Raw genomic sequence first — 18353 nt, forward strand, 5'->3', positions numbered from 1 at the left:
TGATACATGCTTATGCATGTGGGTTTCCCCATTCGGACATCGTTAGCTCAATTGCTTGTTACTAGCTCGCCAACGCTTATCGCAAGTTACTACGTCCTTCATCGCCTCTGACTGCCAAGGCATCCACCGTATACGCTTAGTCACTTAACCATACAACCCACATAGGTTTTCTTTCGCTTGCCACTGAGCCACTATGCTGCGTTCATAAGTCGCACTCGTCAGTTATGTAGTAAACTACACGCCTTCCTCGTTTGCCTTATCGCCTTGCTTAGCATCACATTGACTGCGCTAATGTTATCTATTGTTCAAACGGGTAAGTCTGAACGAGATGTATCGCAACTAATGGTGTTTACTTTCGCCAAAAGAATACTCTTGAAACACTTCCCTAATAAAAGGTCGATGCTTCGGCACTTGATTTAAGTGTTTGAGAACTCAATTATTTATTTTTCGCGCTAATGCTATTAACAATAAATCACTTACAAATAAGATATTTACTGTCCCTTTCACATTAACACTATCAGCTTTCCAAATTTTTAAAGAACAAACATCACCGTAAAGGCGTGTTTCTCGCTCTAACAAGAACAAGTTATCTGTGTGAACACTCAACAAATATTAAGTTAGTCGTATAGGTAAGGAGGTGATCCAGCCCCAGGTTCCCCTAGGGCTACCTTGTTACGACTTCACCCCAGTCATGAACCACACCGTGGTAAACGCCCTCCCGAAGGGTTAAGCTATCTACTTCTGGTGCAGCCCACTCCCATGGTGTGACGGGCGGTGTGTACAAGGCCCGGGAACGTATTCACCGTAGCATTCTGATCTACGATTACTAGCGATTCCGACTTCACGGAGTCGAGTTGCAGACTCCGATCCGGACTACGACCGGCTTTGTGGGATTAGCTTGACCTCGCGGCGTTGCGACCCTCTGTACCGACCATTGTAGCACGTGTGTAGCCCTACTCGTAAGGGCCATGATGACTTGACGTCGTCCCCACCTTCCTCCGGTTTATCACCGGCAGTCTCCTAAAGTTCCCGACATAACTCGCTGGCAAATAAGGATAAGGGTTGCGCTCGTTGCGGGACTTAACCCAACATTTCACAACACGAGCTGACGACAGCCATGCAGCACCTGTCTCACAGTTCCCGAAGGCACCAAACCATCTCTGGTAAGTTCTGTGGATGTCAAGAGTAGGTAAGGTTCTTCGCGTTGCATCGAATTAAACCACATGCTCCACCGCTTGTGCGGGCCCCCGTCAATTCATTTGAGTTTTAACCTTGCGGCCGTACTCCCCAGGCGGTCTACTTAATGCGTTAGCTTGGGAGCCCAGTAACTAAGTTACCAAACTCCGAGTAGACATCGTTTACGGCGTGGACTACCAGGGTATCTAATCCTGTTTGCTCCCCACGCTTTCGTACCTGAGCGTCAGTCTTTGTCCAGGGGGCCGCCTTCGCCACCGGTATTCCTTCAGATCTCTACGCATTTCACCGCTACACCTGAAATTCTACCCCCCTCTACAAGACTCTAGTCTGTCAGTTCCAAATGCAATTCCCAGGTTGAGCCCGGGGCTTTCACATCTGGCTTAACAGACCGCCTGCGTACGCTTTACGCCCAGTAATTCCGATTAACGCTTGCACCCCTCGTATTACCGCGGCTGCTGGCACGAAGTTAGCCGGTGCTTCTTCTGCGAGTAACGTCACAGCTGTCGTTTATTAAACGACAACCTTTCCTCCTCGCTGAAAGTGCTTTACAACCCGAAGGCCTTCTTCACACACGCGGCATGGCTGCATCAGGCTTTCGCCCATTGTGCAATATTCCCCACTGCTGCCTCCCGTAGGAGTCTGGACCGTGTCTCAGTTCCAGTGTGGCTGATCATCCTCTCAGACCAGCTAGGGATCGTCGCCTAGGTGAGCCATTACCTCACCTACTAGCTAATCCCACCTAGACTCATCTAATCGCGAAAGGCGCTCTCGAAAGTGCGTCCTCCTTTCCCCCGTAGGGCGTATGCGGTATTAGCAGTCGTTTCCAACTGTTATCCCCCACGACTAGGCAGATATCTAGGCATTACTCACCCGTCCGCCGCTCGACAGCAAAAGTAGCAAGCTACTCCCCTGTTTCCGCTCGACTTGCATGTGTTAGGCCTGCCGCCAGCGTTCAATCTGAGCCATGATCAAACTCTTCAATTAAAGTTTTTTGCCTCATCCACCTTACAAGTAAGGCTAAATCAGCAACTCAACGAATTATACTGTTTTTCACAAACCCGAAGATTCATGAAGTTCACATATTATTGCTCCGTAACCTCATTTTCCCGAAAGAAGTTGAAGTCCGTTGCTATGGTCACTCAGTGGTTCATTGAGTAAATTTTTGATTGCCTCAAAAGAGACAATTTCGAATAACTCAACACCTGTGAGTGTCCACACAGATTTCTTGTTTTGAATTGTTAAAGAGCGTTAGCATCAATCTTTCAGATACTGCCGGTAGACGCTAGGTCATTGGCTTGAGGAGGCGTATTCTACACTCTCCAGTGTCGGCGTCAAGCGCTTATTTTAACAAGTTTTTCGAGTGGTGATTTCTTAAGCAGAAGTCAAACTCGAAGCCCGTAAAGCGGTTGTCACCTGAATCAAATCCCCGAAGAGTTTTAACTCTCACTCTTCGTTAAAAGAGTGAACTGATCACGCTGCAAGTCCCGTGCTATCTAGTTTTTCGACTATTGCTAATCTCAAGTCACTAGCTTAGTTGGCCTGCTGTGCCGTGTCAGTGGATGCGCATTATAGGGATATCGAAGAAGAGCACAAGGTTTTTTTTAGCTAAAAAGCACCATTTTTTGAAATGATTTTATTAAGCACATAATACCCACTTGTTACCCCCTAACTTATCCACAATTTCTTATAGAACAGCGAGTTTTAGCCATAATGAACAGATATAAGAAAGCCAGTTGATGCTTCAACTGGCTTAAATAGAAATAGAGTAAGAGGTATAACTTACCAGATCTTCACTCTATCTTCTGGTGCAAGAAACATCTTGTCTCCCTCTTTCAGATCGAAAGCTTGGTAGAACGCCGGAATGTTTCTTGGTGTCCCCATTGCACGGAAGTGACTCGGTGAATGTGAATCAGTCATCAAACGACGTCCTAGCTCTTCATCACGGTAGTTACGACGCCACACCTGTGACCAGCCAACAAATAATCTTTGCTCACCGGTTAAGCCATCGATCACGGGCCCTTGTTTACCATTAAGGCTCAGATGGTAGGAACGAGCTGCAACGGTAAGCCCGCCAAGATCACCAATATTTTCCCCTAAGGTCAGATCGCCATTTACATGCTTACCTGGTAATGCTTCATATTTTGAGTATTGGGCAGATAGTTGAGCACCACGTTTTTGGAACTCTTCACGATCGGCATCCGTCCACCAGTCACGTAAGTTACCATCCCCATCATATTTTGCACCTTGATCATCAAAACCATGACTAATCTCGTGGCCAATCACCGCGCCAATCCCACCAAAGTTAATCGCATCATCGGCATCCATATTGAAAAATGGCGGTTGAAGGATGGCGGCTGGAAATACAATTTCATTCATGACAGGATTGTAATATGCATTCACCGTTTGTGGTGTCATATGCCATTCGGTTCGATCGATAGGCTTACCCAGCTTATCCAACATGGTCTTGTATTCGAATTTGGCATAACGTTGATAGTTACCCACCAGCTCATCAGGTTTAATGGTTAGCTCTGTGTAGTCTCTCCATTTATCGGGATAGCCAATTTTATAGGTAAACTTAGATAGCTTTTCTTGCGCTGCTATCTTAGTTTCTGGAGTCATCCACTCAAGCTCATTGATGCTCACCTCAAAACCTTTAATCAGATCTTGGATAAGTAATTCCATCTTCTCTTTCGCTTCAGGCTGAAAGTGCTCCTTCACATATTCTTTACCCACCAGCTCACCAATAACTTGATCCGCTGAATCAACGGCTCTTTTCCATCGCGGCTTCTGAGCTTCAATTCCCATCAAGGTTTTACTGTGAAAGTCAAAATACAGATCCACAAAGTTCTGACTTAGGAGTTCTGCATAACTATCGACTAAATGAAATGATAAGTAGTCCTGCCACTCCTCAACGCTAAAGTCATCGAAATGAGCGCCGAATTTTTCAAAATAGGATTTTTGACGAACAATCACCTCTTTCACTTCACTGATATCAGCACTCGCAGCAAATTGCACAAAATCAAACTCTGGCGTATTTGCCTGCAGTTCAGCTCTATTCATCTTGTTATAACTCTTATTCACATCACGAGATTCAACACGACTCCATTGGCTCTGGGCAATAAAGAGTTCAATTTTGGCGACACTCATCGCAACCCGCTTAGCATCTTTGCTGCCAGACAGGATCATGATATCTGTCACGTAGGCGTTTAGTGCTACTCTATTGGCAACAAATTTGTCGTCATCTTTCAAGTAATAGTCACGATCTGGCAGGGTAAGGCCAGATTGATATAAATAGACAGCGTATTGAGTAGAGTTCTTAGCATCGTTATTAACATAGAAACCAAATGGGATCTGTACACCACTTAATAACAAGCTTCCCATTAAGCTCGCAATGTCAGCATGATCTTTTGCTAGCGAGATATCAGAGAGTTGTTCATTCAATGGTGAAACACCTAATTGCTCTACAATGTCGGTATTCATATAGCTAGCATAGAAATCACCGACCTTTTGTTCACTTGAACCATTTAGTTTATTTGGCTTTGAAGCCGCGTCATCAATGATTTTTTTTAGCGCATTTTGGCTCTGCTCATAAAGAACGGAAAAAGCACCATAATTAGATTTATCATCCGGGATAGGAGTATTGGCCAGCCAGTGGCCATTGACACTGTAAAAAAAGTCATCTTGATGACGTACTGAGGGATCAAAGTTAGCTTTCTCGACACCTGAAACCTTAGTTTTAACCTGCACCGTTGGCACATTAGCTTCATTGTTACTGCACGCTGTCAGCCCTAAACTTAAGGCAATACTGATTGCCAGCTTACTTACTCTTTTCATTATCATCCCCGTTATTATTATGATTTAGCTAATAAGCTCTCTAGCACGGAGCTTATTTAGTTTGGGTTCACTTTATCATTGAGCCTGAAAGCGCTATAGCCAGTTTTTGTAACCTTCTATGACTTACCAACTTTTACCTAAAAATAGAAACAGTGTCATTTCACCATCATCAGCCCAGCCGAAACCTAATGCTGCAGGCCCCATGGTGGTATCAGTACCGAAGAACACGCTGCCTGAATATATAAGATCGTTTAGGTCTATATTATCTCTGTTCTGCCACACGTTACCCGCCTCTAAACTTCCACCAAGATACAGTGGATACTCTGTCATTCCGAGAACATCACGGCCGAGATCATATTGATATACGAAGGCACCAAAAATTTTGTGAGCACCAACCAGAGAGTTCTTATGGTAACCAGACAAGTTAAGAAAGCCCCCAAGCTCAGCCAAGTGAGGATTGAAAGGATCTTCAGTATCAATAGTCGCTAAAGAAGCAATACCTACTAAAGCATGATTTCCTAAGCTTAGCGCCCCTCGCCAATCTGCTTCTACTTGAAAGGAGTAACCTGAACTTTCATATTCGAAAGATTGGTCGTTGTCATCTCTTCTATAGTACATACTCAAGGTGAAACGGTTACCCGTAGTCGGAAAGTTCATACTATTAAGATTATCGAAACCTAATTTCAAGTAACCACCATAAGAATGATAATGATTGTGGTCCTTCAGAAACTCAAACTCACCTTTCTCATTGGTGAATCCCAGTTCAATTAACCCTTCCAGCGTATAGTTATAACCTATTCCTATATCCGCTCGATACACGGTTTGAGAAAACTCAATAAACTTAGAATTACTCTCATATATATCAAAACTTTTAAGTTCATAAGCCAATTCTGTTCTAGCATAAAAGCCTTGATCATAATCCAGCGGTAGATAAAACTCGGTTGAAACTAATTTTTCAAAGCCTATTCGTAATTCATTGCGCCACTCACCACCGGTATCAGTCAAGTCAGTCATCGTATAGGAGAAATCCAATGACATACTTGAGTCCTCTGTAAGGTCATCCTCCCAGCTAAAACCTAAACCAAAATAATTAGGCCCCCATGACTTAGACCTGGTGTTTAAGGTCAGCACACGCCCTTTATCTGTATCGACAAACTCAGCATTGACCCGCTCAAATTTATCAAGAGAATAAACATTAGCAATTGCTTGTTCTAATACTTCTGTTGTGACAACTTCACCCACATGAAGGTCAAACGTTTCCCTCAACAACGACTCACTCACTTTAGAATCATTATTAAACACGATTTGTATAATGGGAAGTTGTACATTATTCTGCCAGCGCTGACTCAATCTGTGTTTATTATTCTTATATACAGCGTATTCAGCCTCCCCTACACTCAGTCCCTTAAGACTTAACACATGTTCAAGCGCGGCCTTTTCACCTAAAGCATAAGCTTGGGGCATAATCTCAAAATCAGTAGTGCTCATATTTCCCACATTTGGGCGAATAAGGATATCATCCTCACTGAGCAATAACTTTTGCCGCTCTGTGCTCGCATTCGTCAACATGGTTGATAACTGGTTAAGCACAGCAACGGTACTATCTAGTTCCTCCTTCTTTACCAGAGACGAGCCTATATCGACAGCAATGACTATATCGGCCCCCAGCGCCTTGACCACATCTACGGGCATGTTATTGGCGATGCCACCGTCCACCAACAGTTTTCCATCATACTTAATTGGCTGCAATGCCCCTGGCACGGTTGCCGATGCTTGCATCGCTTTGATAATACTGCCTTGGGAGAGAATAACCGGTTTACTGGTTTCTAGATCGGTCGCGACCGCACGGTAAGGGATAGCAAGTTCATCAAAATTGCCAAATTGATGAACTAAACCAGTGGATCTTTGCAGAAGCTGAGACATGGTTTGTCCACGAAGTAAACCGTTAGGTAACTTAACCGTTTCATCGCTATAACCCATATTGACTGGAATATTAAAACGGTCTCTCTGCTGCTTATCACGGTAACTCAGTGATTCTCTAGGAATGGTATCTGAATAACCATCGGACCATGATTCATTCATCATGATCTGCTCGATCTCTGAGGCAGAGTATCCAAGGGCGTACATACCAGCGACATAGGCTCCTATACTTGTACCTGCAATATAATCGACAGGTACTCTATTCGCTTCCAATACTTTGAGGACGCCAATATGAGCCGCACCTTTAGCCCCACCACCACTCAGTACTAAACCTATTTTAGGTCTGACTTCTGCCAGAGTAGAGAAAATGGTAAAAAATAGTAATAAAAATAGTGCAGTTGAACGTATCATTGAATGTTATTTCTTATAATTTTCTTATACAAGACTGATGTATAGTATCAAAAAAAACACAACATGGTAAAAACACAAGGGATAACAATTTAAAACATAATGCTCAGTTCAAGAATCTAATTTATTACGTTCCATATAAGCATTCATATCACTTTCGATTAAAGGCTTTGAGAAATAATATCCTTGGATAACATAACAGCCTCGACTGAAAACCTGCTCTAATTGTGCTTTAGTTTCTACGCCTTCGGCAATCACACTAAGTTTTAAGTTTCTAGCAAGCTCTATAATACTACTCGCTATCGCCTGATCTGATTCATTCGTTGCTATATCGATGAGAAAAGAACGATCAATTTTCAAAGTATCCACATCAAAATGTCGTAAGTAAGCTAACGATGAGTAACCCGTGCCAAAATCATCGATAGCGACCTTTATCCCTAAACGTCTTAACTCTTTGAGATGTGATTTTGCAGTATTTAACTCCTTCATCAATACTCCTTCAGTGATCTCAAAACCGAGTACTGAAGTTGGAATAGCAGTCTTCTTAAGAATGATTTTTATACTTTCAACAAAATCAGGTTGACGGAAATGAACCGCTGAAATATTCACCGACAGTTTAAAGGTCTCACCATATATACGAGACCAGTAGGCTCCTTGGATACAAACTTGGCGCAAGACCCAGCGATCGATATCTATGATTAAACCACAAGACTCTGCCACTTTGATAAAGGTATCAGTTCGTATTAAACCTTCACTGTGATGACGCCAACGTATTAATGCTTCCATGCCGACCAATTTGTCATTTTTCAGAATATCAACTTGTGGTTGATAATGTAATTCAAATTCATTACGTTCAATCGCACGACGCAGCTCAGCTTCCAGATGCAGATGGTACAAGGCCTCTAAGTTACGCTCTGAAGAATAGTATTGAAAGTTACCCTTTCCTTCCTCTTTAGCTTGATCTGCATTTTTAATCAATATTTCAGGTTCAGTCGTATCATCAGGCCACAAACTCACGCCAATACTGGTCGAAATAAAGAACTCTCGGCCATAAAGTTCAAACGGCATTTCTATCTGCTTTAGCAACTTGGTGCAGATATGATTAATCATATCAACATCATTGGCATTTTTGAGTAAAATCAAGAATTCATCGCCACCAAACCTGCACATAGTATGTTGTTCAGGAATACAGGACTGCAATCTGTTCGCAGCCTCGACAAGAAGTGCATCCCCCATACTATGACCATACGAATCATTAACATGTTTAAATCTATCTAAATCGAGGAACACTAACGCAAGCTTCTCACCAGTGTGATTGGCACGGTAAATGGACTGAGCTAGGCGAGTCGAAAACAGTGAACGATTGGGTAGACCGGTGAGTACATCATAATTTGCTAAACGACGTAGTTCAGCTTCTGAGCGTTTTCTCTCTGTAATATCAGAAAATACTGCGACATAGTGAATGATACCGCCCTTTTTCCCAAGCATGGTTGATACATTTAGCCACACTGGACAACTTGTACCATCAGAGCAGATAAACTCCCTCTCACCCGTCCAAGTATCTCCTTCATCTAATAATTTTGCGATCTCATCTAAACGCCCCTCTTTTGCCACGACAATAGTCGAAAATGCACAATAGTTTAACTGTTCAACACCTAATCTAAGGATAACTTGAGCCGCTTTATTAGATACTTTAACCCGCTCATTAGCGTCTAAAATCAACACCCCTTCTGACGTATTCTCGAATGCTTGAGCGAGTAGTTTCACATCATCTTCTAACTGGCGCTGAGCGGTAATATCTGAATATATCCCCGCAACTCGAGTGATTCTCCCGGTTTCAGGATCAAAATCAACTGGACGACCGCAAACACGTGTCCATCCCCAGGATTTGTCCTCACGACGGGAGCGATACTCCACTTCAAACCTATCGCTATCACCATCGATCATACTATTCCAACACGCCAACACCCCTTTCTTCTCATCACGATGAACCGGAAAGTCTTCCAGTGTTAACAGCAGGTTTGCACTACCACCCGCCGGTGCGGCTCCTTTATTTTCCAAATTAAACATTTGTGTATCATAGCGCCATTCCCATAACTCTGAATCACTGCCTTTCAATGACTGACGTAACCTATCTTCACTTTCAACCAGCGCCTTATTAACACTTTTAAACGCTGTGACTTGGCGTTGCCAGCCAATTAAAATGATGATTCCAATAAATAATAAAGCCATCACAAAGAAACTTTTGAACCAACTGTTTTCCCACCAAAATTCCTGCACTTTAAATTCATAGGAATAGGGCTCACTCGACCATATACCATTTTGTAAACTGAGTATTTCAAGCACGTAATCCCCAGCATGTAAACCTGAAACACTGACAAGCGACTGATCTGATAAGAATAAATAATTAACATTAGCTGACTCACTCTTAGCACGTATACGATATTGTAACGTGAGAGATGTATCGACTAAGTAATCGAGGCTGGTTAACTGAAAATTGATCATTCTAGCGCCAGGTTCAATAATACTGCTTTGCTCTGGAACCAAGTTTATCTCTGTATGGTTGTCATAAAAAACTGACACAGACTCTAGTAAAATTCCATCTTGTTGAATTCGATTTTTTAATCGAGCAACGTCGAGCAACATCGAGCAACATTGCACCATCAGGAGTCCCTACATAGAGGCCTGCATCAGGATCATAAAATGAAGCGCCATCGTTAAGCTCTTTACTTATCAATCCATCTTCATACTCTATGACTATTATCTCGTCGGAGTCCATGTCTTGACGAATAATTGAACTCAAACAACCTAATACCCTATATTGGTTAATTTCATGAATAAAATAAATTGAGGAACAATCCACCTTCCAGTCATTAGTTAACGAACGGGTTACCCCAGTTGCAAATTCATACTCGATTAACCCAGCAGAGCTACCCAACCACAATATTCCAGAAGAAACTTCTTTAATATAACTAATAGTGGGTAACCTTGTTTCATCATCAAAAATACCTAATGTTGAATGAAAGCTTCCCACGTTATCTATATATCCAAATATTTTGTCTCCAGCAAGCCATAACGTACCATCGAGACTACGGTAGATAATGCGCAACTCAGGTTTCTTATTGCCATTATCTAATCCCTTAATCAAAAGTTCTTGAGGGTTAGATAAACCCTGTTCCCAAAAAAATAACCCGCTTCCTGTAGCAAACCACCAGCGCCCTTCTATTTCAGGATCTTGATAACTTGAAAAAACAAATTTATTTTCTAAAGAATATTCACCATGGGTCCACCGAGCAAAACGCTGAGATTGAAAAGTATTTTTATTCACGACAAAGAGACCATTCGTGGTTGAGAGTAAAAGATGAGAGTCATCAAGTTCATCTATTTTATAGATACTACCGTTTAAGATTAGTTCTGCTGGTAACACTGTCGTGCTACTTTGGGAGTCTCTATTTATAACAACTAAACCTTTGTCGCTACCTAACCAAACATTGTTTTTCTCGGTAAAAATTGACCATATCATCTCATTAGAAATGAGATATGGAGGGGCTTGAGTGAAACGTTCAAGCATGAAGTCAGGAGTTTCAGCCAACACAGCAAGTCCATCTCCAGAGCTACCAACCCAAATGACGTCATTACGATCAACTTCAATGTCGAAAATGTAATCAATATCTGCAGCTTGCTTAATATCCTCCCTATAGATCTCTATCTCGGTACGATTAGCACTCCACTTTATTAAACCTTCCCAGCTTGCTAACCATAAAGCACCTTTGCTATCTTCAACTGCTTTAGTGATGAAAAAAGGAAGTTGTGGAACTTTCTTAACCTTAAAATCATCTTTAATTATTTCATACAAACCATAGCTGCTACTTAACCAAAGACGCCCAGAAGCGTCCTCTACAATCCCCTTTATCTTACCCATATCGTCTTGCCAATCTAAGTCATTGAGCAACGCTCCAGTCTGATCTCTTAATTGCAGCTGAAATGGAGATCCCACTAATAAGCGATTATCATCGAGGGCTAGCAACATTGACCATGGATCATCTGGATTATAAGGAAGTGCACTAACGGTTTTAAGAGTCATATTTGAATAGGAAAAAGTAAGCAGTTCACCTTGTTTGCTCAAAAAACTGTAATCACCATCCTCTCGTTTAGCAAAGGCGTAGAGCCCTGAGCTCTTATAATCAGGAAATAGCTGAGCACTACCAAAGCGAACAAAGTTATCTTGTAATATATCATATAGATAGGTGTCGAAATAATTACTGACGAGCAGATGTCTTTTACTTAATGGCTCCACAATATTAATATATTCATCGGATAGTCGGGTATTAAACCCTTTTTTATCAACTCTTCTGACTTTAGTATTACTAACCCGGTAAAGTCCCTCTTCTGTCGCTAGCCAAGTGAAGCCGTAACTATCGAAACTGATATCACTAATAGTGGCATTAACTAGACCATCTCGTTCAGTAAATACACGCTGCACAATATCACTCGCCTTCACTGGTACAAGGCTGGTAATTAACATCACTGTGAATAGCAGAGTAAAATGATTGATTCTATTTATCATTAGGCAACTAACTCATAAACTTATATTGAATGTAACAGTTCAACACATTGAATTCACCTGCTTAGTCCAAATTGAACTCATTTAATTTTAGTTTATGCTTAAATTTCAGGATATATTGCTAGAGATATGCAGTACAAGCAGATTAATTTATTTGGTCATAAAAAAGACGCTCATTGAGCGCCTTTTACTGTTGCAACAAAACTCAAATTACTTCTTTTTCTTTGCCTTTGGGTTTGGCAAATCAGTAATTGAACCTTCGTACATCTCAGCAGCAAGACCTACAGACTCATGCAGAGTCGGATGTGCATGGATAGTTAACGCTAAATCTTCAGCATCACAATCCATCTCAATAGCAAGACCAATCTCACCCAGTAGCTCACCACCGTTGACACCTACAATAGCACCACCGATAACGCGATGAGTCTCTTTATCAAAGATTAGCTTAGTCATACCATCGCTACAATCTGATGCAATTGCACGACCACTAGCAGCCCAAGGGAAAGTCGCGGTTTCATAAGCAATACCTTGCTCTTTAGCTTCTTTCTCAGTTAGACCAACCCATGCAACTTCTGGATCTGTGTATGCAATTGATGGAATAACTTTTGGATCGAAGAAGTGCTTAAGACCAGAAATAACTTCTGCAGCAACGTGACCTTCATGCACACCTTTATGTGCCAGCATAGGTTGACCAACGATATCACCGATAGCATAGATGTGTGGTACATTGGTACGCATCTGCTTATCAACATTGATAAAGCCACGCTCATCAACATTAACACCCGCTTTCTCAGCTTCAAGCAGCTTACCGTTAGGTGAACGACCAATGGCAACTAATACAGCATCATAACGAACAGGCTCAGCAGGGGCTTTCTTGCCTTCCATCGTCACATAAATACCGTCTTCTTTTGCTTCAACGGCTGTCACTTTTGTTTCGAGGATAAGATTGAATTTCTTCTTAATCTTCTTGGTATAAACGCGAACTACATCTTTATCCGCTGCTGGAATCACTTGGTCAAACATCTCAACCACGTCAATCTGACTGCCTAAAGAATAATAAACCGTTCCCATTTCCAGACCGATAATACCGCCACCCATAACGAGTAGTTTATCAGGTACTTCATTAAGCTCTAGCGCATCGGTTGAATCCCAAATACGTGGGTCTTCATGTGGGATGAATGGCAACTTGATTGGGCGCGAACCCGCAGCGATGATAGCATTTTCAAAGCGAACGACTTTAACAACGCCATCTTCACCAGTCACTTCAATCGTATTTGGACCAGTGAATTTACCTAGACCATGGACCACATCAACCTTACGCATCTTGGACATTCCGCCCAATCCGCCTGTAAGCTGATCGATCACAGATGTTTTATATTCACGAAGTTTAGCTAAATCTATTTTAGGCTCACCAAAAACAACACCGTGAGAGGAGATTGTTTTAGCATCTTCAATCACTTTAGCTACGTGTAATAGTGCCTTTGAAGGAATACAGCCCACATTTAAACATACACCGCCAAGTGTATTAAAACGCTCAATAATAATTACATCTAAACCTAAATCTGCCGCACGGAAAGCTGCTGAATATCCTGCAGGGCCTGCACCTAGTACTACTACCTGAGTTTTGATTTCGTTACTCATCTCTTCCTCTATTTTTCTAATCATAGCGCTGACGGATCAATCGTAAAACGGTTAAGAGTCAGCTAATTGAACATCAATGTTCTGTAGGTGGCTGCATTTTAACCTGTGTTTGGCACAGATAACAATCATTCACTTACATGCGAAATAGAAAAAGGCTACTTATACTAAGCAGCCTTCAATATTATAAAACCAGCGTGCGAATATCTGATAAACAGTTATTCAAGTAAGTGATGAAACGCGCACCTTCCGCGCCATCAACAACACGATGGTCATACGACAGTGATAAAGGCAGCATCAAGCGAGGCTCGAATTCTTTACCGTTCCAGACTGGCTTCATTTCAGACTTAGACACACCTAGAATACCAACTTCTGGCGCATTGACGATAGGCGTAAATGCTGTACCACCAATTCCGCCTAAGCTTGAAATCGTGAAACAACCACCTTGCATGTCAGCAGAAGTTAATTTTCCGCCGCGCGCTTTTTTAGAGATAACCTTAAGCTCATCAGACAATTCGTGAATGCCTTTCTTGTTCACATCTTTAAAGACAGGAACAACTAGACCATTTGGCGTATCAACAGCAATACCCACATTGACATACTTCTTCATGATCAAGCTTGCGCCGTCATCAGAAAGAGAGGAGTTAAATGTTGGGAAAGCTTCAAGCGCTTTAGCAACCGCTTTCATGATGAACACAAGTGGCGTTATTTTCATACCTGAGTCTTTCTTAGCTTCCGCAGCATTTTGTGCTTTACGGAACACTTCGAGCTCAGTGATATCAGCATTATCCCACTGAGTCACATGGGGGATTTTCACCCAGTTTCTATGCAGATTGGCACCAGAGATCTTCTGAATACGTGACAGAGGCTTAACTTCAGTCTCACCAAACTTGCTGAAATCAATTTTCGGCCATGGCAGTAAATCTAAATCACTATTACCACCTTTGCCAGCGCTAACAGTACCAGATTCGACCTGCTTAACAGCTGCTTTAACGTAGCTGTATACATCATCTTTAACGATACGATTTTTGCGGCCAGTGCCTTTTACATTCGCTAGGTTCACACCCAACTCACGTGCAAGACGACGGATAACAGGAGATGCGTGGGCATAAGCCTTATTAGCAACAAAATCTTCTTTCGCTGGTGCCGATGCTGCGGCCATTGCAACAGGGGCGGCTACTGGAGCAGCTTGAGCTGGTGCAGCAGATACAGGAGTCGCTACAGAAGCGCTACCAACAACTTCAAAGGTCATGATTAACGACCCTGTAGACACTTTATCACCTTGACTAATCTTAATCGCGGTCACTTTACCGGCAAAAGGTGCAGGTACTTCCATAGAAGCCTTATCACCTTCAACACTGATAAGAGATTGCTCTTCAGTGACCATATCGCCGACGTTGACCATAATTTCAGTCACTTCAACTTCATCACCACCAATATCAGGTACAAAGATATCTTGTACTGATGGGGCTGCTGAAGGAGTCGGAGCTGCAATAGGCGCGACTACTGGTGCTGCAGTTGCAGAACCTGCAACTTCAAACACCATGACCAAGCTACCTGTTGATACCTTGTCGCCTACCACTATTTTAATCTCTTTCAAAATACCAGCAAAGGGAGCAGGTACTTCCATTGAGGCTTTATCACCTTCAACACTTAACAGTGATTGCTCTTCAGCTATGCTGTCGCCTACGTTAACTAAAATCTCAGTAACTTCGACTTCGTCATCGCCAATATCAGGCACATGAACTTCTTTTAGCTCAGCAGATGCCGCTGGTGCCGCTACAGGAGCTGACTCCACAACGGGTGCAGCCTGAACTGCATCTGATTCAAAGATCATAATCAATGAGTCTGTAGAGACTTTATCGCCGACAGCAACTCTAATCTCTTTCACTATACCCGCTTGCGATGCAGGAACTTCCATCGAAGCTTTATCGCCTTCAACAGAGATCAGCGACTGCTCTTCTTCAACCTTGTCGCCTACGCTAACAAGGATCTCAGTCACTTCAACCTCATCGGCACCGATATCTGGTACATTAATTTCGATTGTCATTTTGTATTGCCTCTTACGCGTATAGCGGATTTGTCTTGTCAGCGTCGATGTTGAATTTAGCAATGGCTTTTGCAACCACTGACTTTTCAATATCGCCACGTTTAGCGAGTTCACTCAATGCTGCTACTACAACGTAACCAGCGTTCACTTCAAAGTGACGACGTAAATTCTCACGGCTATCTGAACGGCCGAAGCCATCAGTACCGAGTACTTTAAATGACTCAGCAGGTACGAAAGCGCGAACTTGCTCTGCATAGTTCTTCATGTAATCAGTCGCTGCAATGGCTGGCTCGCTGCCCATAACTTGAGTAATGTAAGCTTGCTTTGGCTCAGCTTCAGGATGCAGCATATTGAAACGCTCAACATCTTGACCTTCACGAGTTAACTCGTTGAAAGAGGTCACTGAGTAAACATCAGAAGCAACATCGTATTCATCACTCAAAATTTGGGCCGCTTTACGTACTTCATTCATGATAGTACCAGAGCTCATTAGCTGAACCTTATGACTACCTTTATAAGACTCAAGCTTATAGATACCTTTACGAATACCCTCTTCACTGCCTGCTGGCATCGCTGGCATCGCGTAGTTTTCATTCATTAGCGTTAAGTAGTAGAACACATTCTCTTGATCGCCATACATGCGACGGATACCGTCCTGCATAATGACTGCTAATTCATAAGCGAAAGTAGGATCATAAGAGATACAGTTAGGAATAGTGTTCGCCTGAATATGGCTGTGGCCATCTTCGTGCTGCAAACCTTCACCGTTCAATGTTGTACGACCCGCTGTAGCACCTAATAGGAAACCACGAGCTTGTTGATCACCCGCCATCCACGCCATGTCACCAACACGCTGGAAACCGAACATAGAATAGTAGATGTAGAATGGAATCATTGGCAAATCGTTAGTGCTGTATGACGTTGCTGCTGCAACCCATGAAGACATAGCACCTAACTCATTGATACCTTCTTGCAATACTTGACCCGACGTCGCTTCTTTGTAGTAAGAAACAACACTGCGATCTTCAGGCGTATATTCCTGACCATGTGGATTGTAGATACCGATTTGACGGAACAAGCCTTCCATACCAAAGGTACGCGCTTCATCGGCAATAATAGGAACGATATTCTTACCAATACCCTTGTTCTTTAACAAGATGTTCAATGTACGCACAAATGCCATTGTGGTAGATATTTCACGTTTTTGCTCAACAAGTAAAGGAGTAAACTCTTCAACTGTTGGTATCTCTAACGGCTTAGTAAAGTTAGGCAGACGCTGTGGAGTATAACCATGTAGTGCTTGACGACGAGCATGTAAATATTCATATTCAGCCGAGCCTTCCTCTAACTTAAGGTAGGGAAGTTCAGATACTTTCTCATCGGTTAACAAGTCTTCAAGACCCAGACGATTACGTAACTGAAGTACGTGTGTCATGTCCATCTTCTTCACGCCGTGAGCAATGTTCTTGCCTTCTGCGGCCTCACCCATGCCGTAACCTTTTACCGTTTTAGCAAGAATAACAGTTGGCTTACCTTTGGTATCTTGTGCATTCTTAAATGCAGCATACAACTTAGATGAATCATGACCACCACGCTTAAGCGCAAAGATCTCAACATCTGTCATATCAGATACAAGCGCGGCAGTTTCAGGGTACTTACCAAAGAAGTGTTCACGTACGTAAGCGCCATCTTTTGACTTAAATGTCTGGTAATCGCCATCGACAGTCTCATTCATCAACTGCAGTAGTTTGCCGGTGGTGTCTTTTGCTAATAGTGAATCCCAGTTGTTGCCCCAGATCACTTTAACCACATTCCAACCAGCACCTCTGAATAAGCCTTCAAGCTCTTGGATGATGCTACCGTTGCCCATCACAGGACCATCAAGGCGCTGTAGGTTACAGTTGATCAAGAAGCAGAGGTTATCTAGCTTTTCACGAGAAGCAAAAGAGATAGCACCACGTGATTCCGGTTCATCCATCTCACCGTCACCAAGGAAAGCATACACACGCTGTGCAGAGGTGTCTTTCAAGCCGCGACCATCTAAGTACTTAAGGAACCGTGCTTGATAAATAGCTGACATCGGACCCAGACCCATAGATACCGTTGGGAATTGCCAGAATTCAGGCATTAGCTTTGGATGAGGGTATGAAGGAAGACCTTTACCATCAACTTCTTGACGGAAGTTATCTAATTGGTCCTCAGTTAATCGACCTTCAACAAATGCACGAGAGTAGATACCAGGAGATATATGCCCTTGATAATAAACTAAATCACCACCATCGACTTCGTTTGGTGCACGGAAGAAGTGGTTAAAACAGACTTCATAAAATGAAGCCGCTGACTGGAATGAAGCCATGTGGCCACCGAGGTCTAAATCTTTTTTAGACGCACGTAGCACGATCATGATCGCGTTCCAGCGAATGATAGAACGAATACGACGCTCTATCGTCGTGTTACCAGGATATGCAGGTTCTTGGGTGGTAGGGATTGTGTTGATGTAATTAGTGGTGATACCCGTAGCCATATCAACACCGTCTAGACGGGCTTTATCAAGTACTTGCTCAAGTAAGAATTGAGCACGTTCAACGCCTTCTTCGCGTACAACTGATTCTAGAGCAGACAACCACTCGTTTGTTTCTAGTGGATCTACGTCTTGTAGCATATGTTCAGACATTTGGCTGTCCTTCCCTATATACGTTATGAAATTTGGATTTTCAGAATATGGTCTGGTGCTTACCTGCT

At 42.7% G+C, this 18353-nt stretch carries 5 protein-coding genes, 2 rRNA genes and 1 pseudogene (1 of these 8 running past the window's edge); all 8 read right to left on the reverse strand.

Going from position 1 to position 18353, the window contains the following annotated elements:
* A 23S ribosomal RNA gene (locus HWQ47_RS25025) occupies positions 1 to 150 on the reverse strand; it reaches 2770 nt to the left of the window's first position.
* 480 nt (positions 151 to 630) lie between these two features.
* Positions 631 to 2181, reverse strand: a 16S ribosomal RNA gene (locus tag HWQ47_RS25030).
* Together the 16S and 23S rRNA genes form the textbook arrangement of a ribosomal RNA operon.
* A gap of 795 nt (positions 2182 to 2976) precedes the next feature.
* The gene (locus HWQ47_RS25035; protein WP_269968677.1) at positions 2977 to 5031 is read right to left on the reverse strand and encodes a M13 family metallopeptidase; all 2055 of its coding nucleotides are present in this window, start codon (positions 5029 to 5031) and stop codon (positions 2977 to 2979) included.
* 123 nt (positions 5032 to 5154) lie between these two features.
* On the reverse strand, positions 5155 to 7362 hold the full coding sequence (locus HWQ47_RS25040) for a patatin-like phospholipase family protein (RefSeq protein WP_269968678.1): 2208 nt from the start codon (positions 7360 to 7362) through the stop codon (positions 5155 to 5157).
* Positions 7363 to 7470: 108 nt separating this feature from the next.
* Positions 7471 to 11926: pseudogene (locus HWQ47_RS28165) on the reverse strand (EAL domain-containing protein).
* A gap of 207 nt (positions 11927 to 12133) precedes the next feature.
* On the reverse strand, positions 12134 to 13588 hold the full coding sequence (lpdA, locus tag HWQ47_RS25050) for a dihydrolipoyl dehydrogenase (protein ID WP_269968679.1): 1455 nt from the start codon (positions 13586 to 13588) through the stop codon (positions 12134 to 12136).
* 157 nt (positions 13589 to 13745) lie between these two features.
* Complete coding sequence (aceF, locus tag HWQ47_RS25055; RefSeq protein ID WP_269968680.1) at positions 13746 to 15611, reverse strand: pyruvate dehydrogenase complex dihydrolipoyllysine-residue acetyltransferase; 1866 nt, start codon at positions 15609 to 15611, stop codon at positions 13746 to 13748.
* 13 nt (positions 15612 to 15624) lie between these two features.
* Positions 15625 to 18285, reverse strand: coding sequence for a pyruvate dehydrogenase (acetyl-transferring), homodimeric type (gene aceE / locus HWQ47_RS25060; protein WP_269968681.1), 2661 nt, complete (start codon positions 18283 to 18285; stop codon positions 15625 to 15627).
* Positions 18286 to 18353 lie beyond the last annotated feature (68 nt).

The sequence above is a fragment of the Shewanella sp. MTB7 genome (assembly GCF_027571385.1).
Taxonomy (GTDB): Bacteria; Pseudomonadota; Gammaproteobacteria; order Enterobacterales; family Shewanellaceae; genus Shewanella.

Bases quoted from the DNA above. Each gene is read 5' to 3' on its own strand.
- HWQ47_RS25035 (WP_269968677.1), bottom strand. From the start codon at position 5,031: ATGAAAAGAGTAAGTAAGCTGGCAATCAGTATTGCCTTAAGTTTAGGG.
- HWQ47_RS25040 (WP_269968678.1), bottom strand. From the start codon at position 7,362: ATGATACGTTCAACTGCACTATTTTTATTACTATTTTTTACCATTTTC.
- lpdA (WP_269968679.1), bottom strand. From the start codon at position 13,588: ATGATTAGAAAAATAGAGGAAGAGATGAGTAACGAAATCAAAACTCAG.
- aceF (WP_269968680.1), bottom strand. From the start codon at position 15,611: ATGACAATCGAAATTAATGTACCAGATATCGGTGCCGATGAGGTTGAA.
- aceE (WP_269968681.1), bottom strand. From the start codon at position 18,285: ATGTCTGAACATATGCTACAAGACGTAGATCCACTAGAAACAAACGAG.